The organism is Muricoccus nepalensis (assembly GCF_006438825.1).
In the GTDB taxonomy this organism is placed as follows: Bacteria; Pseudomonadota; Alphaproteobacteria; order Acetobacterales; family Acetobacteraceae; genus Roseomonas; species Roseomonas nepalensis.
On the sequence record NZ_RCZP01000004.1, the window covers coordinates 201624 to 222125 of the forward strand.

Consider the following 20502-nt stretch of genomic DNA (forward strand, 5'->3'; position numbering starts at 1 on the left):
GGCGCCGCGCTCTCAATGAAGGATAGGCATGTCGAAGGAAGACATGATCGAGTTCAGCGGCCAGGTGATGGAGCTTCTGCCCAACGCCATGTTCCGCGTGAAGCTGGACAACGAGCACATGCTGCTCGCCCACACCAGCGGCAAGATGCGCAAGAACCGCATCCGCGTCCTCGCCGGCGACCGCGTCAACGTCGAGATGACCCCCTACGACCTCACCAAGGGCCGGATCACGTTCCGCTTCAAGTGAGCCTTCCTGCCGGTGACGGGCCCGAGACGGGCCCTGCCGCGGGGCCGGACGCCGCCCGCCCGCCCCTGATCCTTGCCAGCGCCAGCCCGCGCCGCCTGGACCTCCTGGCCCGGCTGGGCATCGTGCCCGACCGCGTCGACCCCGCCGACCTCGACGAGACGCCGCGCAAGGCCGAGGAGCCGCGCCGCCTCGCCCAGCGCCTCGCGCGCGCCAAGGCCGCGGCCGTCGCCGCCCGATCCCCCGGCTGTCTCGTCCTCGCCGCCGACACGGTGGTGGGCGTGGGCCGCCGCATCCTCGGCAAGCCCGCCGACGCCACCGAGGCGCGGCGCTTCCTCGACCTCCTCTCCGGCCGCCGGCACCGCGTGACCACCGGCGTGGCCCTCGTGACCCCCGACGGGCGGCTGCGCGAGCGCGTGGTGGAGACGACCCTCGCCTTCCACCGCCTGACCGACGCCCAGGCGGAGGGCTACGTTGCCTCCGGCGAGTGGGAGGGAAAGGCCGGCGGCTACGCCATCCACCAGCGGGCCGAGGTCTTCGTGCGCTTCCTCTCCGGCAGCCACTCCAACGTGGTGGGACTGCCGCTCTTCGAGACCGCGCAGCTTCTCCGCGGGGTCGGCTGGCTGCACCCCTGACGAGGGCCGCCCGACCATGACCGGGGCACGGCCGGGCGCCGCGGCGGAGGCGGGCATCCTCGTCTCGACTTCCCCCGGGGAGCGCCGCGTGGCGCTCTGGCGGGACGGCGCCCTGCAGGCCGCCTTCGTCGAGCGCCCCGCCCTGCCCGACGGCGTGGGCGACCTCCACCTCGCCCGCGTCACCGCCCGCGTCTCGGCCCTCTCGGGCGTCTTCGTGGCGCTGGAAGGCGAGGTCAGCGGCTTCCTGCCCGATGCCCAGGGCGGCGCGGGCGTGACCGAGGGCGCCTCCCTTCCCCTTCGCGTCACGCGCGCGGCCCAGGGCGGCAAGGGGCCGCGGCTCTCCGGCACCGGACTTCTCAAGGATCTTCCGCGCGAGGGCCCGCCGCGCCTGCTCCGGCGCGGGCCGGACGCCGCGCTGCGCCTGGCTGCCGCGCATCCCGCCCTCCCCGTCGTCTCGGACCACCCGGGCGAGGCCGCGCGGCTCCGCGCCGCGCTCGGCGCCGGCCGGGTCCGGCTCCTTTCCCGGCCCGCCTTCGACGAGGCGGTGGAGGCCGCCTTCGACACCCTCGCCTCGCCGGAGGTGCCGCTGCCCGGCGGCGGGCGCCTCCTCGTCCACCCCACGCCGGCCCTGACCGCGCTCGACGTCGACACCGGCGCCTCGGCCGGGCGGGACAGCGGGGCGCATCGGGCCGTCAACGCCGCCGCCCTGGCCGAGGCCGCGCGCCAGATCCGCCTGCGCCACCTCGCCGGCCCGATCCTGCTCGACCTTGCCGGCGGCACCGCGAAAAGCCGCGCCTCCCTCCTGCCCGCGCTGCGCCAGGCGGCCGGGGCGGACCCGCTGCTGCGCGTGGTGGGGCTGACAGGGCTCGGGCTGATGGAGATGGTGCGGACGCGCGTCCACCCGCCGCTGCACGAGGTGCTGGGCCAGCCGCCCTCGGCTCTCACCCACGGGCTTGCCGCGCTGCGCCGCGCGGCGCGGGAGGCCGCTTCCCGCCCGGCCGCGGCGCTGGCGCTGCGGGCGCATCCCCAGGTGGCGGAGGCGCTCCGCGCGCATCCCGGCGCGCTGGAGGACTTCGCCGTGGGGGCCGCGCACCCCATCTCTCTTGTTACCGACCCGGCCCTCGCGCCGGGCGGGGAGATGATCGAGGACGCCGCGCCCCATGCCCGATGAGAAGACCGCCTGCCCCGTCTGCGGCAAGCCCGCCCAGCCCAACGCGCGCCCCTTCTGCTCGCCGCGCTGCCGCGCCGTGGATCTCGGGCGCTGGCTCGGCGAGACCTACGCGGTGCCCGTCAAGCCGGAGACCGCCGAGGAGCAGGACGTCGACTAGGGCGGAATGATCGCGGGCGGGATGGACAGGCGCCACGGCATCGTCTATCCCCCGCGACCTCTGCCGGCGGCAACGCCGCTTCGCTTGGGCCCAGGTAGCTCAGTTGGTAGAGCATGCGACTGAAAATCGCAGTGTCGGTGGTTCGATTCCACTCCTGGGCACCACTCCCCTCCCCGACGATGGCGCCGCGCCCGGTGGGAGGATGAACCCCGCCCCGCCCGATCTTACATGCCGGGGGTCGCCGTGCCGCGGCCCGGCGCGGACAGGAGAAGCATCGGGAATGTCCACCAGGCTCTGGTCGCTCGGGATCGTCCTCGTCGCCCTCGGCTTCGCCGCGCGCGAGGTGGGATGGGACACCCTCCTGTGGCTTCCCATGGCCGCGATCCGCTCGCTTCTCTGGATACCGGCCGCCGCGATCGACGCGATCCGCTCCGATCCCGCCAGCTACGGCGTGGTCGCGGTCGGGGTGCTGCTCATGGTGGTGGCGAGCCTGCTGCGGCGGCGCGGCGGCTAGGGACAGCGGCACCGCGCCGCCATCCGGAATGCATGGTGCGGCCCGCCGGGGCGGGCCGCGGGGGTCAGACCCCGTGCTTGCCCATGGCGGTGGTCTTCGCCTTCGTCTCCTCGGTCACGCCGTTGTCCGGGTCGGCGGTCTCGTCGGGCTGGCCAGGCGCGTCGCCGTCTGCGCCCTTGACCTTGATGTTCACGGGTCCGCCGGGGGCGTCCGGACCCTTGAAGTTGTTGTTGTCGCCCGGGCTCGGCTTGTACTGGTGCTCCGGCGACTTGTCCCGCGCGCGGGGCACGGGCCCGCTCATCGTCGTCTTGCTGGAGACGGCGTTCTCCTCGGGCAGGATGTGGGCGCCCTTTTCGACGGGCTCGGTCATGGCGCGCTCCTTCTGGTTCTCCCTTCCTGAACGCCCGCTGCGCCGCGGGGTTCGTCCGAGAAGCGTTCCATCGGTCAGAGCATCGGCTTCGCGCCCACCGCGTTGAGCGAGGGCATCAGGAGCTTGCGGATGATCGAGGCCGTTGTTTTCGACGTGGACGGGACGCTGGTCGATTCCGTCGACCTTCACGCCCGGGCCTGGCAGGACGCCTTCAGCGACTTCGGGCACGAGATCGGCTTCGGGGAGATCCGCGGGCAGATCGGCAAGGGCGGGGACCAGCTCATGCCCGTCTTCCTCAGCCCGGAGGAAATGGAGGCGAAGGGCGAGGCGCTCTCGAAGCACCGCGCCCGCCTCATGCAGGAGCGCTACCTGCCGGAGATCCGCCCCTTCCCGGGCGTGCCGGCGCTCTTCCGGCGCCTGCGGGAGGACGGGGTGCGGATCGCCCTCGCCTCCTCCGCCAAGGCGGACGAGTTGCAGGAGTACAAGAGGATCGCGGGGATCGAGGACCTCGTGGACGTCGAGACCTCCTCGGACGACGCCGAGCGGTCGAAGCCCTTCCCCGACATCTTCCGGGCTGCCCTCTCCCGCCTCAAGGGCGTGGCGCCGGCGGCGGCGATCGCCATCGGGGACACGCCCTACGACGCCGAGGCCGCGGCGGGCGCCGGGCTGCGGACGATCGGCGTGCTCTGCGGCGGCTTCCCGGAGAGCGACCTGCGCCGGGCCGGTTGCGTCGCGATCTTCGAGGGGCCCGCCGACCTTCTCGCCCGCTTCGACGCGTCGCCGCTCGCCAGGAAGGCCCCTGCCGGCTAAGGCGCGGGCGCTCCCCGCACAAAGGTTTGCCCGGGGCGACAAAGCTCTTCCAGACGGCACGGCGATGGTTCCATCCTTCGCCGCGTCAGCCGGCTCCCCCGCGCGCTCGGGCGGCCGCGCCGGCCAAGCGCAACGGCCGCCCGCCCCGGGCGCCGGCACGGGGAGGAGCGACGGGATCATGGCGAAGCTCACGGTCAACGGCCGCGGGGTGGAGGTGGACGTCGATCCCGCCACGCCGCTCATCTACGTGCTCCGCAACGACCTCGCCCTGAACGGCCCCAAGCTCGGCTGCGGCCGGGCCCAGTGCGGGGCCTGCACGGTGCACCTGGACGGCGAGGCCATCCGGTCCTGCCAGTTTCCGGTCGGCGAGGCCGAGGGGCGCCGGGTCACCACGCTGGAGGGCCTGGGCACGCCCGAGCGGCCCCACCCGCTGCAGGAGGCCTTCCTCGCGGAGCAGGCGGCCCAGTGCGGCTACTGCACGAGCGGCATGATCATGCAGGGCGCCGCCCTCATCCAGGCGCGCCCGGGCATCACCGAGGCGGAGGTGCTGGCGGGCATGGAGGGCAATCTCTGCCGCTGCGGCACCCAGCCGCGCGTGGTGCGCGCGGTGCTGAGCGCCGCCCGGAAGGGGGCCTGACGCCATGCCCGGCCCCGCCCCCCTCTCCCGCCGCGGCCTCGGCCTGGCCGCCGCGGCCGCCGGCCTGGCCATCGGCTTCCGCCTCGACGCCCCGGCGCGCGCCGCCGAGGGCGAGGTCACGCCCATGCTGCTGGCCAACCCGCGCCTCGACACCTGGGTCCGCCTCGCGCCCGACGGGCGGATCACCGTCCGCACCGGGCGGGTGGAGCTCGGCCAGGGCGTGCTGACGGCCATGCGCCAGATCGCCGCCGAGGAGCTCGACCTCGACCCCGCGGCGATCGAGGTGCTCTCCGCCGACACCGACGCGGCGCCGAACGAGGGCTTCACCGCGGGCTCCATGTCCGTCCGCTACGGCGGCGAGGCGCTGGGCGTGGCCTGCGCCGACCTGCGCGCGAGCCTCCTGCGCGTCGCGGCGGAGGCCTGGGGCACGGAGCCCTCGCGCCTGACCGTCGCGGACGCCACCATCCAGGACGCCGACGGCCGCCGCATGACCTATGGCGAGGCCGCGGGCCGCGTCTCCGTCGCCCGCCCGGTTGATACCTCGGTGCGGCGGAAGGACCCGGCGCTTGGCCGGCTCGTCGGGACCTCCCTCCCGCGCACCGACCTTCCCGCGAAGGTCTTCGGGCAGCAGGTCTTCATCCACGACCTCCGCCCGGAGGGGATGCTGTTCGGCGCGGTGGCGCGGCCGCCCGGCTACGCCGCGCGCCTCCTCTCCTTCGACGAGGCGGCAGCCCGTGCGCTGCCGGGCGTGGTGGCGGTGGTGCGCGACGGCTCCTTCCTCGGCGTGGTCGCGCGGCGGGAGGAGCAGGCGCGCGAGGCCGCCCGGCGCATCGCCGAGGCCGCGGCCTGGGAGAACGGCGACCCGCTCTTCGGCGGCAAGGGCGTGTTCGACCACATGAAAGGCATCGACGCGGAGGAGAAGGTCCTCCACCGCACGGCCGGCGACGCCCAGGGCAGCGTGCGGGCCCACCGGGTGGAGTACCGCCGCGGCTACCAGGCCCATGCCTCGATCGGCGCCTCCTGCGCGCTCGCCCAGTGGGAGGGCGGGCGGCTGACGGTGTGGTCGCACACGCAGGGCCCCTTCCCGCTGCGCACCGACCTCGCGAAGGCGCTGCGGGTGGAGGAGGCGTCCATCCGGGTGGTCCACGCCCAGGGCTCGGGCTGCTACGGCCACAACGGGGCGGACGACGTGGCCCTCGACGCCGCGCTGCTCGCGCGTGCGGCCGGCGGGCGGCCGGTGCGCGTTCACTGGACCCACGAGGAGGAGATGGCCTGGGAGCCCTGGAGCTCCGCCATGATCGTGCGGATGGAGGCCGGGCTCGGCTTCGACGGCACGCCGACCTCCTGGACGCACGACGTGCGGAGCTTCTCGCACAACACCCGGCCGGGGCAGCCGGGGGCGCAGGGCTGCAACCTGCGCTCGGCCTGGATGCTGGAGCGGCCGGTCGGGCCGCCGGTCTCGACCGACGCGCCCCTGCCGGCGGGCGCCGCCGCGCGGAACGCGGTGCCGATCTACGCGGGCATCCCGAACCAGCGGGTCTCGACGCACTTCCTGAAGGAGGCGCCCATCCGCACCTCCGCGCTGCGGACGCTCGGCGGCTACTTCAACGCGCTCTGCGGCGACCTATTCATCGACGAGCTGGCCGCGCTGGCGGGGAAGGATCCCGTCTCCTACCGCCTGGCGAACCTGCGCGACCCGCGGCTGGCCGCCGTGCTGCACCGGGCGGTGGAGCTCGCGGGCTGGACGCCCGAGGCGGTGCGGCTCTCGCCCGCGCTGGAGCCGGTGATGACCGGCACCGGCATCGGCCTCACCCGCTACAAGAACACGGACTGCTACGTCGCGGTCGTCGCCCGGGCGGAGGTGGACACCCGCAGCGGGGCGGTGCGGCCGATCGCCCTCTGGGCCGCGGTCGATGCCGGGCGCGTGGTAAACCCGGACGGGCTCCGGAACCAGATCGAGGGGGGCATGGTGCAATCCACGAGCTGGACGCTGCTGGAGGAGGGGCGCTGGGACGCCAACCGCATCGTCAGCGACAGCTACGCCGACTACCCGATCCTTGCCTTCCCCTCCCTGCCGCGGATCGAGAGCGCGATCATCGACCGGCCGGACCAGGCGCCGCTCGGGGCCGGCGAGGGCAGCCAGGCGCCGACCGGCGCGGCCCTCGCCAACGCGGTCTTCGCGGCGACCGGGCGGCGGGTGCCGGAGATCCCGCTCACCCCCGGGCGCGTGCGCGCCGCGCTCCTGGCCTGAGGGGCGGAGGCCCGCCGGGGAGGAGAGCGCGGGGGGTGCCGGCGTGGCGCACCCCGCCCTGGCGACGGCCCGCGATCATTTTTGCGATAATGATTGAAGATCTGGAAACTATTTGGCATAAGGCAATAAAACCGCCGCCGAGAAGATATTATCGCGATGCCGTTATAAGTCGATAGATTTGACACGCGAGGTAGACCAAGGGCGCGTTTTGCGCAAAGCCCTTGATGCCTCGCGTTTTTTTCTCTGGCACGGTGCGTGCGATACAGTGCCTGCGATCAACCAGGAACGGTAATTCCGCCGCTCCGATCGTAAGGAAGCAGCGCATGCGCAATATCTCTGCGACGGCGAAGGCCCTCACGAGGGCGACTCTGGCGGGTACCGCTGTTGCTCTCACGCTGACCCTCGGTAGCGTGGCCGTGCAGGCGGCGACCGCGGTGACCTTCAACCCCGGCGCCTTCGCCCCCGGCGCGTCGCAGTTCACCGCCGACGTCCTCAACCTGAAGGACTACTCGCGCGTCGATCTCGGCACGACCAGCGGCAGCTCGACGGCCTTCACCGAGACCGGCTACCTGCTGGTGAACAACGCCTCGCTCGGCAGCAACACCTTCAACCCGACGGGCAACCGCGACGCCTACACCCTGTACTTCCAGTACACCGGCACGGGCACCCAGAACGCGACGAACTTCAACACGAGCTCGCAGGGCTCTTTCAACACCCTGACCTACTCGCTGATCGGCGCGACCGGGGCCTCGGCCTTTACCTTCAACGGCAGCCAGCAGCCGACCGTCACCAACGCGGGGACGACGACCACCCTCGCGACCGGCAGCCTGATCAACGGCACGACCAGCTTCTCGGCCAACCCGACGGGCGCCGGCGCCAACATCAGCGCCTCCTACGTCGAGCAGCTCGCGAACTTCATCCTCTCGCCGACCAACTCGACCCTTCGCCTGTTCGGCGCCTTCAACAACAACGAGCAGATCGTGACGGTCGTCAACGGCGGCCGGAGCTTCCTGATCAACGGCGGCGGCGGCGATATCTCCTTCACCGCCACGGGCAACCCGACGCCGGTTCCCGAGCCCGCCTCCATGATGATCTTCGGCACGGCCCTCGCCGGCCTCGGCGCCCTGACGCGCCGCCGCCGCAAGACCGCCTGAAGGTCTAACCTCTCCTTTTCGGCCCTTCTTCGGCCGGGGCGGTGCCAGCGTGGCACCGCCCTTTTTTTGTGCCCGCGTTTTCCCAAGCCAGCAAACATGGTGTGAAAACGGAATAATAATTAGGGCCGGATAGCTGACAATCCGGCGTCGCTGGCGGATGTCGGAACCGCAACTTTAGGAATATGTTGATCAGGCTTTAGTCCCGGCCGTTCCTCTCCCGGATAAATAAGCCTTGGGCACCCTGATCGGCGCATCAGGCCTTGCAACTTGTGCGGAATCTCGTCACCACACGGTTACGTGAACAGAAAAGGCGAGCGATGACGTCATCAGTCAGCGGCCTCCTAGACGCCGCGAAGGATTTCGAGGTCACCATCGCGGATACGCCCGAGCGGCTCCGCGCAGCCTACCGCCTCCGCCACCAGGTCTACTGCATGGAGCGCGGCTACGAGCCCGGGGACGGCACCCTGGAGACCGATCGCTTCGACCGGCGCGCCGGTCACGCCCTGCTGACCCAGCGCAGCACCGGCCGCCTGGTGGGCACCGTGCGGATCGTGGCGCCCTCCGGCCGGCCGCACGACCTCGACCTGCCCATGCAGAAGCTGTGCGGCGACGTGGCCATGCGCGCCCTTCCCACCCGCGCCACCGGCGAGATCAGCCGCTTCGCCATCTCCAAGGCCCTTCGCGACGCCTCGGCGGACGGCATCCCGCTCCGCCTCGGCCTCATGCGCGGCGTGGTCCAGCTCAGCGCCAACATGGGCGTGCGCCACTGGTGCGCCGTGATGGAGCACACGCTGCTCCGCCTTCTCCGCGGCAGCGGCATCCACTTCCAGCCCCTCGGCCCGGCCATCGAGTTCCGCGGCCTGCGCCAGCCCTGCTGGGGCCCCGTGGACCAGGTCCTGGGCCGCATGCGCGACGAGCGCCCGGGCGTGTGGGACTACGTGACCGACGGCGGCTCCCTCTGGCCCGACCGCCGCCTCCAGGCCGTGGCGGCCTGACGGGGCGCCCGACACCCCTCCGACGGCACGCCCCGCCGGGCGTCCGCTCAACCATCCCTGACTGAGACCCCCGTCCGGGTTCGCCCCGGGGGCTCCTACCCGCCCCTCAGCTCCGCCAGGGGGCGCCGCACCGAGCGCTGACGCGGCGGTGCGTCCCGCGGCTCCCCGATCCGGGCAAGGAAGACCAGGCGGTCCGTCTCGGGCCCGGCCAGCGCGCGCAGTTCCTCGGCGCAGCGCTCGGCGTCGCGCGCCAGGGCCGCGTTCGGAAGGCTCGTTCCCGCGGCCTGGGCGCAAAGCAGCACGGCAATGCCCGGCTGCATCGCCAGGCCCAGCCGGGTGGCCGTCAGCCAGAAGCGCAGCAGGCTGGCCCCGGCGACGAGCAACCCCTCCCTGTCCCGCGGCGCGTCCTTGGGAAGCGCGACGCTGAGGAAGGCCGCGCTGCCGAAGGCCGTGGCCCAGTCGAGCTGCAGGGCCGCGCTGTGGGCGCCGCCGAGGCGGTTCACCGCCACCATCCGCCGCCAGTCGCGGATCGCCCAGCGCATGACGGGCAGGGTCGGCCGCCAGAGCCCGGTCGCGCCGGCGGGGATGCCGGTCTGGCTGTCGCCGGGCGCCCAGTCGATGGCGCTGCGGTGGACGGCGTGGGCGCCGGGCAGGCGCAGCCGGAAGCGGGTGGCGCGGGCGCCGAGCCGGGCGAAGGCCATGCGGCCGTTGTCGTCCTCGTGCCAGCGGAGCCGCAGGCCGGGGCCGATCGCCGCCTCCAGCGCCGTCCGCTCGCGCGGGAGCAGCCCGCGGCGGCGGTAGGGGCGCCGGTCGACGGAGCGCAGCGGGAGAAGCGCGTAGAGCGGGTCCGGCTCCTGCTTGGGCGCCGGGACGAAGCGGAGCTCGGCGACCAGCCGGTCGGATCCCTCGTCGATGCGGCACTCCATGGCCCGGCCGTGCATCGTGGCCGCGATCCGCAATGCCTCGAGCATCATGCCGGCCGAGAGGACCGAGGGCTCGCCGCCCCGGTACTCGTAGGGGTTCGCGGGGTCGTGGGGGTCGAAGCGGACCCGCACCTGATCCTCGCCGAGCACCTCGAAGCGCCAGGGCTGGACGTTGTCGCCGCTCGGCGCCCAGCGGGCGGCCTCCAGGATGGCCTCCAGCGGGGTCGCGGGCGGCTCCGGCGGGCGCGGGGCGCGGAGCATGGCCGCGAACTGCCGCCGGGCGATGGCGAGCTTCAGGCGCTGCACCGGCTCCGCGTTCCCGCGCCGCAGCCGCGTCTGCACGAAGCGCTGGAGGTAGGCGTCGTAATGGTGGTGGACCGGCGCCGCCTCCACGCCGCCCCGCATGAGGAGGATGCGCGTGGCCATCGCCGCCACCGCGCCGGCGCAGAGAAGGCAGGCCGCTCCCGTGGAGGGGCCGCGGTGGTTCGCGAGGTCGATGCGGGAGGGGTCGACGAGATAGGCCCGGTGCAGGCCGCGCGGCGCGACGCCGAGGAGGAAGCGGAGGTACTGCTCGTCCTCCGTCTGCCCCTCGAGGCGGAAGTAGCTCTCGAAGCTCATGCCGGTCGGCATGAAGGCGAGCAGCCCGACGCCCATGCCGATGGGGGCGGCCGTGACAGCGGGAATGCCGAGCTCCCGGCAGCGGGCGAAGGCCAGGCGCCGGATATCCATGGCGAAGAAGTCGATCCCGTCCACGAAGAGGTCGGCGCCGTCGAGGAAGTCGTCGAGGTTCTCGGGCGTGATGCCGTTCGGGAAGACGCGGAGCCGGATCTCAGGGTTCACCTCGCGCGCCATGCCCGCCAGCGTCTCGGCCTTGGGGCGGCCGAGGGTGCTGGTGAAGGCGCCGGCCTGCCGGTTCATGTTCGGCAGGTCGAAGCTGTCGAGGTCGGCGATGGTGAAGGCGCCGATGCCGAGCCGCGCGAGCGCCATCAGGTGTCCGCCGCCCACGCCCCCCATGCCCGCGATCGCCACCCGGCGCCCGCGCAACGACTCCTGCTCCTCCGCCCGCACCCAGCCAAGGTTGCGCGAGAAGGCGGCCTGGTAGTCGAAGGGCTTCATCAGCGGCTGGCGGACCGGGTCATGGCCAGAGGGTCGGCGGAGGGGGTCGGGGAGGGCTGCATGGCCTCATCATAGGCCTCAAGCTGCGCGTCGGTCAGGTCGTCGACCTGAAGAAGCCGCCATCCGCCGCGCTCGTCGCGGCGGACGAGGCGCCCGCCCTCCTCCCCGCGCAGCGAGACCCGCCAGATCCCGTCCCCCGCCAGGGGCTGGCGGTTGCGCAGGGCACCGATCAGGCCCTGCATCCCGTGGCCGGCCGCACGGTCCCCAGGGACCGGCTCGTCGGCCGTGTGGCCCGTTGCCTCGAAGCGCCCCTCCGGCAGGGGTCGGTCGAGGTCGGAGGCTGCCGCCGTCAAAGGCTTGTCCCTTGCTGCGAGGGTTTGTGGTGAATTTCGTTCGTAAAACGTTCTTCGCGGCCCGCGGTTGCGAGGCCGGCGGACGACGGGAAAAACCCCCGCGTCGTCGGCACCGCGTCGCCACGGGAGCGCGCGGATCATCATAGCTCGCCCGGCAAGGGGGAGAGAGGGGCTTCGGCCCTGTTCCAGGGGGCGCCGCGTCGATTTGCCGGCGCGCCGGCAAGGGCGCCACAGGCCCAGGCTCATGTCCCGTGCCCGGCCGGCGGCCCGCGGTTACCCCTTCGGGCGGTGGGGCGGCACGAAGGAGAGGCGCGCCGGCAAGGGGAAGGGAAAAGCGAAGGACCCGCCCCGAGGCTCCTCCCCCTCTGCCGCCGCGGCGCGGCCGCGAAAGGGCAGGACCGCGTCGTCGCGCGCGGCGGCGCCGGGCTTGTCCGGGTGGCGGGTCAGCACGCGCGCGGGGAAGTAGTCCAGGCCAGGAATGGGATGGCGCATGGCCGCCTGCCTTTGGTCCGTCAGCCCGCCACTCTCCGCCCGCCCGCCGGGCGGCGCCTTAACAGAGATCAAGTAATAACGTTCCCGGCGCGCGGCCGCGGAACCCGCCCGCTCCCCCTTCCCCCACCCCCGGCGGCGCGGCAGAAAGGCGGCCCCGCCGTTCCGCTCCTCCCACCCCATCCACGGGGACCGCCGGGGGGGATGCCCGCCAGGATCACCGCCCCGCATGAGCGCCGCCGCCCTCCCCGCCGCCGACCCGCTTCCCGAGCTCGCGGGCACCCTGCCGGCCCGCATCCAGGCCGTGGGCACGAGCCAGATCGGCCTCGTGGCCGACCGGGGCCGCGACGACCCGGAGGTGGTGAAGCTCTGGATCGGCGAGGGCGACCTGCCGACGCCCGACTTCGTGGTGGAGGCCGCGCACCGCGCCATGCAGGAGGGCGAGACGCGCTACACCTACTCCCGCGGCATCCCGCGGCTGCACCAGGCGCTGTCCGACTACCACCGGCGCCACTGGGGCGTGGAGGTGGCGCCCGAGCGCTTCGCCATCACCGCCGGCGGCATGAACGCCATCATGCAGGCCTGCCAGGCGCTGCTCGAGCACGGCGACGAGGTGATCATCCCGACCCCCAACTGGCCCAACCTGGCCGAGGCCGTGCGGGTGACCGGCGGCGTGCCGGTGACGGTCCCCTATCGCCGCTCGGCGGACGGGCGCTTCTCGCTGCCGCTCGCGGACATCGCCGCGGCCATCACGCCCCGCACGCGGGTGCTGGTGGTGAACTCGCCCTCCAACCCCACGGGCTGGGTGATGCCGATCGCCGAGATGCAGGCGCTGCGCGACCTCGCTCGCGAGCGCGGCCTCTGGATCATCTCCGACGAGGTCTACAACCACTTCACCTACGGCAACGCGATCGCGCCCTCCTTCCTGCAGATCTGCACGCCCTCGGACCGGCTGATCGTCGCCAACACCTTCTCCAAGAACTGGGCGATGACGGGCTGGCGCGCGGGCTGGATCGTCTACCCGGAGGGGCTGGCGGCCACCTTCTCCAAGCTCGGCCAGTACAACACGACCTCCATCCCCACCTTCATCCAGCACGCCGCCGTCACCGCGCTGGACGAGGGCGACGCCTTCATCCGCACGATGGTCGGGCGCTGCGCCGAGAGCCGCGCGATCATGGTGGAGGGCCTGTCGCGCCTGCGGGGCGTCACGGTCTTCGCGCCGGAGGGGGCCTTCTACATCATGGCGCGCGTGGACACCGGCGAGACGAGCCTCGACCTCGCCTTCCGCCTGTTGCGGGAGGCGAAGGTGGGGGTGGCGCCGGGCACCGCCTTCGGGCCGGAGGGCGAGGGCTTCGTCCGCATCTGCTTCGCCGTCAGCCCCGCGCTGGCGCGCGAGGCGGTGGCGCGCCTCACGCGGGTGCTCGGCGAGCGCGCAGCCTAGCCGCCGCTACGGGCCGCGGGCCGATTCGAGCTGCCGCTCGGCGGCCTTACAGGCGTCGCGGATGGCCGTGTGAACGTCGGGATGCGCGTAGCGCTCCCTCGTGCGGTGCGGCTCCCGCGACACCGCGCGGTCGTGGCCGCGGATCGACAGGTGATGTGCACCTCCGGCACGTTGCCCGTCCGGTGCCCGTTGTGCAGCGCCTCCACCGAGACGCGGCAGGCGACCAGCTCGGCATGGCGCCTCTGCAGTTTCTCGGCGTGCCGGCGGATCTCGGCCTCGACCGTCGGCGAGGGCTCGATGTTGTGGAAGGCGATGTCGAGCGGGCGGTCCATGGCGCGTCCGCTGCGAAGCGGCGCGTGGCGTCGGCGGGTCCCGCATGGGGGATGCTCACGCGGCAGTCCTGCCGCTCCGTCCGGCCGAGCTCAGCCTGACCATGAACGCCCGCTTCCTGAAGGCGTTGTTCCCTTTGAAGGCAGGGGCCACCATCGAGACAGGCAAGGTGGACCCCACCAAGGATCGGGCGGGCGAGCGTGCGCAGTAGCCGCAGTGATGGCCGATAAAACCATGACGTGTGGAATCAGTCTTGCCCTCGCCTCGGCAACGACCGATCATTGCTTACTTGTGGAGGGGCGCGCATGTCTGGCTTAAGGCCAGTCCTGGTTCTCGAAGACGATCCTGATGTTGCCGCAACGATCAGCAATGCCCTTGTCCGCGATGGGTGGAAGACCGAGACGGCGACGACCATCGCGCAGGCGCGTCTCCACCTCCAGCGCGACAACCCCCGCATTGCCGTCGTCGATCTCGGCCTGCCCGACGGCAACGGCATCGCCTTCGTGCGCGAGGCCGCCGCGCGCCCCGATCTTGGCGTCATCGTCGTCAGCGGGCGGGCGGACGAAATGGACCGCGTCGTCGGGCTCGAGGTCGGCGCCGACGACTACCTCGCCAAGCCTTTCTCCCTCCGCGAGATGGTGGCGCGCGTGCGGGCGCTCAGCCGGCGGCTGGACACCATCGCCGCGGCCAGCGAGCCGGAGCCGGCCGTGATCGCGCCGCCCGGGCCCACCGGATGGAACCTCGGCGGGCTGCAGATGGAGCCAGCCCGGCTGCGCGTGATCGCGGCCGACGGAACCGAGACGCGGCTGACCGGGGGCGAGGCCGGCTTCCTCGCGGTGCTGCTCGATTCCCCCGACCACCTGGCCGGGCGCGAGACGATCTCGGAGAAGGTGCTCGGGCGGCGTCTCCTCCCCGAGCAGCGCGGCGTCGACCAGCTCGCCTCCAACCTGCGCCAGAAGCTCAGCGCCGCCTCGGGCGGCCACGTCACCGTCGTGGCGGTGCGCGGCAAGGGATACCGGCTGGTGTGGTGAGCCGGGCGGCGGCCCCGGCAGCGACGCCCGCCCCCGACGGCGCCGAGAAGCGCGCCGCGACAACCCCGTCCGACGGGCGCGTGCCCCCCGCCGTCGCGACCCTCGACGAGGCCGGGCGGATCGAGGATGCCAGCCCCGGCTTCGGCGCCATCCTCGGGGCGGACGCCGGCGACGTGCGGGGCACCGACCTCGCGGCCTGGATGGTCCTGGAGGACGGCGCGCGCTGGGCCGCAGCGTTCGCGCGCTGGCGTCGGGAGGGCGGCGAGGGCTTCGCGGCCGAGTGCCGCTTCCAGGGCGGGGCGGTGCGCGCGCGGCTGGGCGCGACCGCGCTCGCCGGGCATCCCGTCGTCGTTGCCGAGCGGATGGCGGCGATTTGCTTCCGCTCCGTCTTCGAGGCCGCACCGGGCGCCTGCCTCGTGCTCGCCCCCGACGACTTCCGCGTCCTCGGCGCCAGCGACGCGTATCTCGCGGCCGCCGGCACGACGCGCCCCGCGGTGCTCGGCCGCCCGGTCTTCGACCTCGTCCCGGGCGGCTTGCCGGAGCCCCTGGCCGCGGCGCTGCGGGCCTCGCTCGGCCGGGTCGCGCGGGGTGGCACTGGGGAGGAGATGCCGCCGCAGCGCTGGCCCGCCGGCGCGCGCGGGGCGGAGCCTAGCGGGGAGCGGGCCTGGAGCTGGCTGAACCTTCCCGTGCTGGACGAGGCGGGCCGCGTCTCCTGCATCATCCATCGCAGCGAGGACGTCACGGAGCGGGAGCGGGACCGGCTCCGCCTTACCCAGGCCCTCCGGCTGCAGCGGGTGGCGGAGCGGACGGCGCGGCTGGGCGGCTGGGAGGCCGCGCTGGGGAGCGGCCTCGTCACCTGGTCCGCGGAGGCCTGCGCCATCCTCGACCTCGCGCCCGGCCACGTCTCCACCCTGCGGGAGGCGCTGCTCTTCGTGACGCCGGAATCGCGCGCCGGCCTGCGCGCGACGGCGCGCGCCTGCATCCGGAACGGCACCTCCTTCGCGAGCGAGTTCGAGGTCGCGACGGCGCGCGGCTGGCGGAAGTGGATCCGCCTCGTCGCCGAGGCCGAGCGCGACGAGGCGGGGCGGGTCGCGACGCTCTCGGGCGCGCTGCAGAACGTCTCGGAGCGGCGCGCGGCGGAGGAGGCGAACCGACGCCTGTCCGAGCGGCTCGCGGTGCGCGTCGGCAGCCTCGCCGACGCCTTCCTCACGCTCGACGGCGGCTTCCGCATCACCTACGCGAACGCCACCGCGCGGGAGGTGCTCGGGCTCGGCCCGGAGGACCCGCTCGGCCGGTCGCTCCTCGACTGCGCGGGCTTCGGCGGGTCCGGCCCGATCGGCATCCGCCTGCAGGCGGCTGCCCGCGAGCAGCGCACCGCCCGCTTCGAGGAGTTCCTGCGGGAGTCCGGGCGCTGGCTCGACGTGCACGCCTCCCCGGCCGAGGGCGGGATGACCGTCACCCTGCACGATGTGACCGAGCGCCGGCGGGAGCGGGAGAAGCTGCGCCTGCTCGAGGCCTGCGTCGCGCGGATGGACGACATGGTCGTGATCACCGACGCCGGGCCGGACGGCGAGGGCCTGCGCATCGTCTTCGTCAACGACGCCTTCGAGCGGCGCACCGGCCACGCCCGCGCGGACGTCCTCGGCCGCCCGCTCGCGGTCCTGCAGGGCCCGCGGACCCAGGCGGCGGAGGTCGCGCGCATCCGGGGCGCCGTCGCCGCGGGGCGGCCGGTCCGGGCGGAGATGATCAACCACACCCGGGCGGGCGAGGCCTTCTGGGTCGAGCTCGACCTGCAGCCCGTGGCCGATCGCGGCGGGGCGATCACGCACTGGGTCGCCGTCAGCCGCGAGATCACCGAGCGCCGCCGGATCCAGACGCGGCTCGAGGAGCAGGCGGCGCTGCTCGACCAGGTGGGGGACGGCATCGTGGTCCGCCGGATCGACGGCACCGTCTCCTACATGAACCAGGCGGCCGAGCGCCTCCACGGCTGGCGCCGGGAGGATTGGCTCGGGCGACCGGCGGCGCGCCTCCCGCCGGAGGAGGCCGGCGGCGGCGATCCCGTGGCGTCGGTCCTCGCGGACGGCGCCTGGACCGGGCAGCTCGTCCAGCGGCGCCGAGACGGCACGAGCCTCGTGGTGGAGGCGCGCTGGACGCTGATGCGCCACGCGGACGGCTCGCCGCGCGCCATCCTGGCCGTCAGCACCGACATCACCGCCCGGCTGGAGCTCGAGGCGCGGCTGCGCCAGTCGCAGCGGCTGGAGGCGGTGGGGCAGCTCACGGGAGGCGTGGCCCATGACTTCAACAACCTCCTCACCGTCATCCTCGGCAACGCCGAGATCCTGATGGAGAGCCTCGAGGCGGGCGAGCTGCGCGAAATGGCGGAGATGACCATGTCCGCCGCCGAGCGCGGCGCGGCCCTGACCAGCCGGCTGCTCTCCTTCTCCCGCCGCCAGGCGCTCGACCCCAAGGTGGTGGAGGTGAACGCGCTGCTTTCGCAGCTCGGCGCCATGCTGCGCCGGACGATCGGCGAGCAGGTGGAGCTGCGCCTGCGCCCCGCCCCGGACCTCTGGTGCGCGCTGATCGACCCGCCGCAGCTCGAGAGCGCGGTGCTGAACCTCTGCCTCAACGCGCGCGACGCGATGCCCGCAGGCGGGCGGGTGACCATCGCCACGCGCAACCTCGACCTGGACCCCGCCGAGGCCGCGGCCGAGCGCGCGCGCGGCGGCGGCGACGACCTGGCCCCGGGCCGCTACGTGGTCGTCGAGGTCGTGGACACGGGCGCAGGCATGCCGCCCGAGGTGGTGTCCCGCGCCTTCGAGCCCTTCTTCACCACGAAGGAGGTCGGCCAGGGCAGCGGGCTCGGCCTCAGCATGGTCTACGGCTTCATGAAGCAGTCGGGCGGGCATGTGAGCATCAACTCCGTGCCCGGCCTCGGCACCGCAATCCGCCTCTTCGTCCCGAGCACCCATGCCCGCCCGGCCGCCCTCCTCGCCCCCGCGGAGGCGCGGGACGCCGGGGGATGGGAGAGGATCCTCCTCGTGGAGGACGACCCCCTCGTGCGCGACCACGTCGCGGCGCAGCTTCGCGAGATGGGCTACCGCGTGGCGCTCGTCGGCGACGCGGCGGAGGCGCTGGGGGCCCTGCGCGGCGGGACCTTCGACCTTCTCTTCACGGACGTGGTCATGCCCGGCGGCATGAACGGCCTCGACCTCGCCGGCGAGGCGCGCCGCCTGCACCCCGGGCTCCGCGTGCTGCTGACCTCGGGCTACACCGACAGCGCGCTGTCGCGGCACGGCGCGCCGGAGCCGGGCGTGCGGCTGCTGCGCAAGCCCTACCGGCGGCGCGACCTGGCCGATGCCGTCCGGCGCGCGATCGAGCGCCCGCGCGGGGACGCGGCCGGCTAGCGCCCCTCCCCGCCCCGCGCTGTCCGGTTTGTGACGCATCCGGGCGGATCCTCCCCTCTTCCGCCGCGGGGGTGCGGATGGCTCAAGCCGGCCCGGGCCGCTATGACGGGCCCGACGAACGGACCGGACCGCAGGAACAGCCCATGCCCATCCGACACCCGGCGGCCCCGCCCGAGGGAGCCGCCTTCCCCGCCCTGGCGCGACAGGCCTGAGCATGGGCCGCGTTCTCGTCACCGGCGCCGCGGGGTTCATCGGGGCGCATCTCTGCCAAGCCCTGCTCGCCCGCGGGGAGGAGGTCGTCGGCCTCGACAACCTCAATCCCTATTACGACCCCGCGCTGAAGGAGGCGCGGCTCGAGGCCCTGACGGGCAACGCGCCGCCGGGCGCCTTCCGCCTCCACCGCATCGACCTCGCGGACACCGAGGCGCTGCTGGCGATGATGAAGTCCGAGCCCGGGATCGACCGCGTCGCGCATCTCGGCGCCCAAGCCGGCGTGCGCTGGTCGCTCGAGGCGCCCTTCGCCTACACCGCCGCCAACGTCACCGGGCATCTCGGCATCCTCGAGGGCGTCCGCCGCAGCGAGGGCCGCATCCGGCACACGGTCTACGCCTCCACGAGCTCCGTCTACGGCTCGCGCACCGACGGGCCCTTCCGGGAGACGGACCGGGTGGACCGGCCCGCCTCGCTCTACGCCGCCACCAAGGCCGCCGGGGAGCTGATGAGCAAGGTCTACACCGACCTCTACAAGCTGCCGCTCACGGGGCTGCGCTTCTTCACCGTCTACGGCCCCTGGGGGCGGCCGGACATGGCCTACTGGCTCTTCACGGACGCCATGCTGAAGGGCCGGCCGATCCAGCTCTTCAACGAGGGGCGGATGAAGCGCGACTTCACCTTCGTGGGCGACATCGTCGCGGGGGTCCTCGCCGCGCTGGACAACCCGCCCGCGGATGGCGGCCACCGGCTCTACAACATCGGCAACAGCCGCCAGGAGGAGCTTCTGGAGATGGTGTCGATCCTCGAGGAGCTGCTCGGCGTGGAGGCGGTGCGCGTGCTCCGGCCCATGCAGCCCGGCGACGTGCCCGCCACCTTCGCCGACGTCTCCGCCATGAAGCGCGATTTCGGGTGGGAGCCGACCACCGACCTGCGCACCGGGCTCGGGCATTTCGTGCGCTGGTGGCGGGGGCATTTCGGGTGAGGCGCCGCCGGCTGCGGGACGGGCGCTGAGGGGGCCGCGATGCTCTTGCCGCCCGCGCCGATCGTCATCTTCGCCTTCTCGCGGCCGGACTACCTCCGCCGGCTCTGCGCCTCGCTGCGCGCGCAGGAGGGCTTCGCCGTGGACGGGCGCCAGGTCCACCTGCTGCAGGACGGCGCGCGCTCCCCGCGCTCCGGCGTCGTCTACGGCGATCCCGCCGCCATCGAGGCCGGCATCGCCGTCTTCCGCGAGGCCTTTCCGGAGGGCAGCGTGCACGCCGCCCCGCACAATCTCGGCGTCGCCATGAACATCCAGCGTGGGGAGGAGCTCGTCTTCCGCGGCCTCGGCGCCGAGATCGGGTACTTCTTCGAGGAGGACCTCGAGCTCGGCCCGCGCTACCTCGCGACGCTGGAGGCGATCCGCGCGCAGGCCGCGGCGCACCCCCGGCTCGGCTACTTCGCGGCCTATGGCGACCACCAGGCCGCCTCCGACCCCGACGCGCCCCGGCTGGTGCCGCTGGAGCACCACTGGGGCTTCGGCCTGACCCGCCGCTGCTGGGAGGCGATGCAGCCCTGGCTCCGGCCCTTCCTCGAGGTCTACGCTGAGGTGGACTACCAGGCCCGGCCGGACCTGCGGATCGTCGGGCTCTACGCGGACAAGCCGGTCTCCCACATGGCGTCCTCCCAGGACGTGGCCAAGACGATGGCCTGCGCCGACCTCGGCTTCGCGCGCGTGAACACCGATGTCTGCTACGCCCGCTACATCGGCGCGCGCGGGGAATCCTTCCGCCCGGCCGACTTCGCCTCGCTCGGCTACGACTCCATGGCCTATGTGACGCGTGCGCCCAAGCAACCGCCGGCCGTCACCGCGGCGGAGATCGAGCGCATCGCGCGCGAGAAGCGGGACGCCTGCACCGCCCATCGCGGCGACGCCTACGCGCAAGCGCTGGAGGCCCTCGGCCAGCGGATCGGCAACCCCGACCGCCCGGTGACGCGCGCCGAGATCGACCGGCTCTGGTGGCTGCTGATGGACCGGCTGCCGGAGGACGAGGGCTACTACGCGGAGAACGTGGGGCGCATCACCCTGCGCGAGGTCCGCCGCGCGCTCCTGCAGAGCGGCGAGGCCCAGGCGAAGAGCTTCTACATGGTGCCCTGACGCCTCCACGCGCCGCCGGCCGTTTCCGCCGCCGCTGTGGCGCGCGAGTCCTTGCCAAGCGCGGGGGCCTGTGCGGAAATGTTATCGCAGGATCCGATCCAACCCGGCGATCGGCACCACGCGCCCTGCC

At 73.6% G+C, this 20502-nt stretch carries 20 protein-coding genes and 1 tRNA gene; 16 read left to right on the forward strand and 5 right to left on the reverse strand.

The genetic code is table 11. The features are described 5' to 3' along the window. The first annotated feature begins 28 nt into the window (after positions 1-28). The 6 genes from infA (at position 29) to EAH89_RS07400 (ending at position 2721) form a co-directional block, all read left to right on the forward strand. On the forward strand, positions 29-247 hold the full coding sequence (gene infA, locus EAH89_RS07375) for a translation initiation factor IF-1 (RefSeq protein WP_043836045.1): 219 nt from the start codon (positions 29-31) through the stop codon (positions 245-247). Then, positions 244-879 (forward strand): Maf family protein, encoded by a 636-nt coding sequence (locus tag EAH89_RS07380; RefSeq protein WP_140882146.1) that lies wholly within the window; start codon positions 244-246, stop codon positions 877-879. The genes infA and EAH89_RS07380 overlap by 4 nt, the downstream gene beginning before the upstream one ends. 16 nt (positions 880-895) lie before the next feature. Next, the gene (locus EAH89_RS07385; protein WP_140882147.1) at positions 896-2050 is read left to right on the forward strand and encodes a ribonuclease E/G; all 1155 of its coding nucleotides are present in this window, start codon (positions 896-898) and stop codon (positions 2048-2050) included. Further along, positions 2040-2207, forward strand: a complete 168-nt coding sequence (gene yacG / locus EAH89_RS07390; protein ID WP_140882148.1) for a DNA gyrase inhibitor YacG — start codon at positions 2040-2042, stop codon at positions 2205-2207. Before EAH89_RS07385 ends, yacG begins: the two co-directional genes overlap by 11 nt. 88 nt (positions 2208-2295) lie before the next feature. Next, positions 2296-2371: transfer RNA gene (locus tag EAH89_RS07395), tRNA-Phe, on the forward strand. 116 nt (positions 2372-2487) lie between these two features. Beyond that, positions 2488-2721, forward strand: a complete 234-nt coding sequence (locus EAH89_RS07400; protein WP_140882149.1) for a hypothetical protein — start codon at positions 2488-2490, stop codon at positions 2719-2721. 64 nt (positions 2722-2785) lie between these two features. Here EAH89_RS07400 and EAH89_RS07405 read toward each other — a convergent pair whose 3' ends face one another. Further along, positions 2786-3091 (reverse strand): hypothetical protein, encoded by a 306-nt coding sequence (locus EAH89_RS07405; RefSeq protein ID WP_140882150.1) that lies wholly within the window; start codon positions 3089-3091, stop codon positions 2786-2788. A 129-nt stretch (positions 3092-3220) separates the two neighbouring features. Between EAH89_RS07405 and EAH89_RS07410 the strand changes: the two genes are divergently transcribed. From EAH89_RS07410 to EAH89_RS07430, 5 genes are all read left to right on the forward strand, one after another. Further along, the gene (locus EAH89_RS07410; RefSeq protein WP_194152310.1) at positions 3221-3901 is read left to right on the forward strand and encodes an HAD family hydrolase; all 681 of its coding nucleotides are present in this window, start codon (positions 3221-3223) and stop codon (positions 3899-3901) included. A gap of 178 nt (positions 3902-4079) precedes the next feature. Further along, positions 4080-4538: a (2Fe-2S)-binding protein gene (locus EAH89_RS07415; RefSeq protein ID WP_140882151.1), complete on the forward strand. Its 459-nt coding sequence runs from the start codon at positions 4080-4082 to the stop codon at positions 4536-4538. Positions 4539-4542: 4 nt separating this feature from the next. After that, the gene (locus tag EAH89_RS07420; RefSeq protein WP_140882152.1) at positions 4543-6789 is read left to right on the forward strand and encodes a xanthine dehydrogenase family protein molybdopterin-binding subunit; all 2247 of its coding nucleotides are present in this window, start codon (positions 4543-4545) and stop codon (positions 6787-6789) included. A gap of 323 nt (positions 6790-7112) precedes the next feature. Then, the gene (gene pepA / locus EAH89_RS07425) at positions 7113-7943 is read left to right on the forward strand and encodes a flocculation-associated PEP-CTERM protein PepA (RefSeq protein WP_161993501.1); all 831 of its coding nucleotides are present in this window, start codon (positions 7113-7115) and stop codon (positions 7941-7943) included. A gap of 317 nt (positions 7944-8260) precedes the next feature. Then, a complete protein-coding gene (locus tag EAH89_RS07430; protein WP_140882154.1) occupies positions 8261-8938 on the forward strand; it encodes a GNAT family N-acyltransferase in 678 nt (225 codons plus the stop codon). A 95-nt stretch (positions 8939-9033) separates the two neighbouring features. Here the strand turns inward: EAH89_RS07430 and EAH89_RS07435 are convergent, their stop codons facing one another. The 3 genes from EAH89_RS07435 to EAH89_RS07445 form a co-directional block, all read right to left on the reverse strand. Then, on the reverse strand, positions 9034-10977 hold the full coding sequence (locus EAH89_RS07435) for a ThiF family adenylyltransferase (RefSeq protein ID WP_140882155.1): 1944 nt from the start codon (positions 10975-10977) through the stop codon (positions 9034-9036). After that, positions 10977-11330, reverse strand: coding sequence for a hypothetical protein (locus tag EAH89_RS07440; RefSeq protein WP_140882156.1), 354 nt, complete (start codon positions 11328-11330; stop codon positions 10977-10979). The genes EAH89_RS07435 and EAH89_RS07440 overlap by 1 nt, the downstream gene beginning before the upstream one ends. A 273-nt stretch (positions 11331-11603) precedes the next feature. Then, positions 11604-11894, reverse strand: coding sequence for a hypothetical protein (locus EAH89_RS07445; protein WP_140882157.1), 291 nt, complete (start codon positions 11892-11894; stop codon positions 11604-11606). A gap of 154 nt (positions 11895-12048) precedes the next feature. Between EAH89_RS07445 and EAH89_RS07450 the strand changes: the two genes are divergently transcribed. Continuing rightward, entirely contained in the window at positions 12049-13260 is a 1212-nt protein-coding gene (locus tag EAH89_RS07450; RefSeq protein ID WP_140882158.1) for a pyridoxal phosphate-dependent aminotransferase, read from the forward strand. Here the strand turns inward: EAH89_RS07450 and EAH89_RS07455 are convergent. Next, positions 13257-13592 carry an HPF/RaiA family ribosome-associated protein gene (locus EAH89_RS07455; protein ID WP_140882159.1) on the reverse strand — a complete coding sequence of 112 codons (336 nt, stop codon included), beginning with the start codon at positions 13590-13592 and terminating at the stop codon, positions 13257-13259. The two genes, EAH89_RS07450 and EAH89_RS07455, sit on opposite strands and share 4 nt — an antisense overlap. Before the next feature lie 303 nt (positions 13593-13895). Here EAH89_RS07455 and EAH89_RS07460 point away from each other — a divergent pair, with 303 nt between their 5' ends. The 4 genes from EAH89_RS07460 (at position 13896) to EAH89_RS07475 (ending at position 20372) form a co-directional block, all read left to right on the forward strand. Then, positions 13896-14621 carry a response regulator transcription factor gene (locus tag EAH89_RS07460; protein WP_140882160.1) on the forward strand — a complete coding sequence of 242 codons (726 nt, stop codon included), beginning with the start codon at positions 13896-13898 and terminating at the stop codon, positions 14619-14621. Beyond that, on the forward strand, positions 14618-18025 hold the full coding sequence (locus EAH89_RS07465; protein WP_140882161.1) for a PAS domain-containing protein: 3408 nt from the start codon (positions 14618-14620) through the stop codon (positions 18023-18025). Before EAH89_RS07460 ends, EAH89_RS07465 begins: the two co-directional genes overlap by 4 nt. A 214-nt stretch (positions 18026-18239) precedes the next feature. Continuing rightward, positions 18240-19220 (forward strand): NAD-dependent epimerase/dehydratase family protein, encoded by a 981-nt coding sequence (locus EAH89_RS07470; protein WP_140882162.1) that lies wholly within the window; start codon positions 18240-18242, stop codon positions 19218-19220. A gap of 39 nt (positions 19221-19259) precedes the next feature. Next, entirely contained in the window at positions 19260-20372 is a 1113-nt protein-coding gene (locus tag EAH89_RS07475) for a glycosyltransferase family protein (protein ID WP_140882163.1), read from the forward strand. The last annotated feature ends 130 nt before the right edge of the window (positions 20373-20502 follow it).

Bases quoted from the DNA above. Each gene is read 5' to 3' on its own strand.
- infA (WP_043836045.1), top strand. From the start codon at position 29: ATGTCGAAGGAAGACATGATCGAGTTCAGCGGCCAGGTGATGGAGCTT.
- EAH89_RS07385 (WP_140882147.1), top strand. From the start codon at position 896: ATGACCGGGGCACGGCCGGGCGCCGCGGCGGAGGCGGGCATCCTCGTC.
- yacG (WP_140882148.1), top strand. From the start codon at position 2,040: ATGCCCGATGAGAAGACCGCCTGCCCCGTCTGCGGCAAGCCCGCCCAG.
- EAH89_RS07400 (WP_140882149.1), top strand. From the start codon at position 2,488: ATGTCCACCAGGCTCTGGTCGCTCGGGATCGTCCTCGTCGCCCTCGGC.
- EAH89_RS07405 (WP_140882150.1), bottom strand. From the start codon at position 3,091: ATGACCGAGCCCGTCGAAAAGGGCGCCCACATCCTGCCCGAGGAGAAC.
- EAH89_RS07410 (WP_194152310.1), top strand. From the start codon at position 3,221: ATGATCGAGGCCGTTGTTTTCGACGTGGACGGGACGCTGGTCGATTCC.
- EAH89_RS07415 (WP_140882151.1), top strand. From the start codon at position 4,080: ATGGCGAAGCTCACGGTCAACGGCCGCGGGGTGGAGGTGGACGTCGAT.
- EAH89_RS07420 (WP_140882152.1), top strand. From the start codon at position 4,543: ATGCCCGGCCCCGCCCCCCTCTCCCGCCGCGGCCTCGGCCTGGCCGCC.
- pepA (WP_161993501.1), top strand. From the start codon at position 7,113: ATGCGCAATATCTCTGCGACGGCGAAGGCCCTCACGAGGGCGACTCTG.
- EAH89_RS07430 (WP_140882154.1), top strand. From the start codon at position 8,261: ATGACGTCATCAGTCAGCGGCCTCCTAGACGCCGCGAAGGATTTCGAG.
- EAH89_RS07435 (WP_140882155.1), bottom strand. From the start codon at position 10,977: ATGAAGCCCTTCGACTACCAGGCCGCCTTCTCGCGCAACCTTGGCTGG.
- EAH89_RS07450 (WP_140882158.1), top strand. From the start codon at position 12,049: ATGAGCGCCGCCGCCCTCCCCGCCGCCGACCCGCTTCCCGAGCTCGCG.
- EAH89_RS07455 (WP_140882159.1), bottom strand. From the start codon at position 13,592: ATGGACCGCCCGCTCGACATCGCCTTCCACAACATCGAGCCCTCGCCG.
- EAH89_RS07460 (WP_140882160.1), top strand. From the start codon at position 13,896: ATGTCTGGCTTAAGGCCAGTCCTGGTTCTCGAAGACGATCCTGATGTT.
- EAH89_RS07470 (WP_140882162.1), top strand. From the start codon at position 18,240: ATGGGCCGCGTTCTCGTCACCGGCGCCGCGGGGTTCATCGGGGCGCAT.
- EAH89_RS07475 (WP_140882163.1), top strand. From the start codon at position 19,260: ATGCTCTTGCCGCCCGCGCCGATCGTCATCTTCGCCTTCTCGCGGCCG.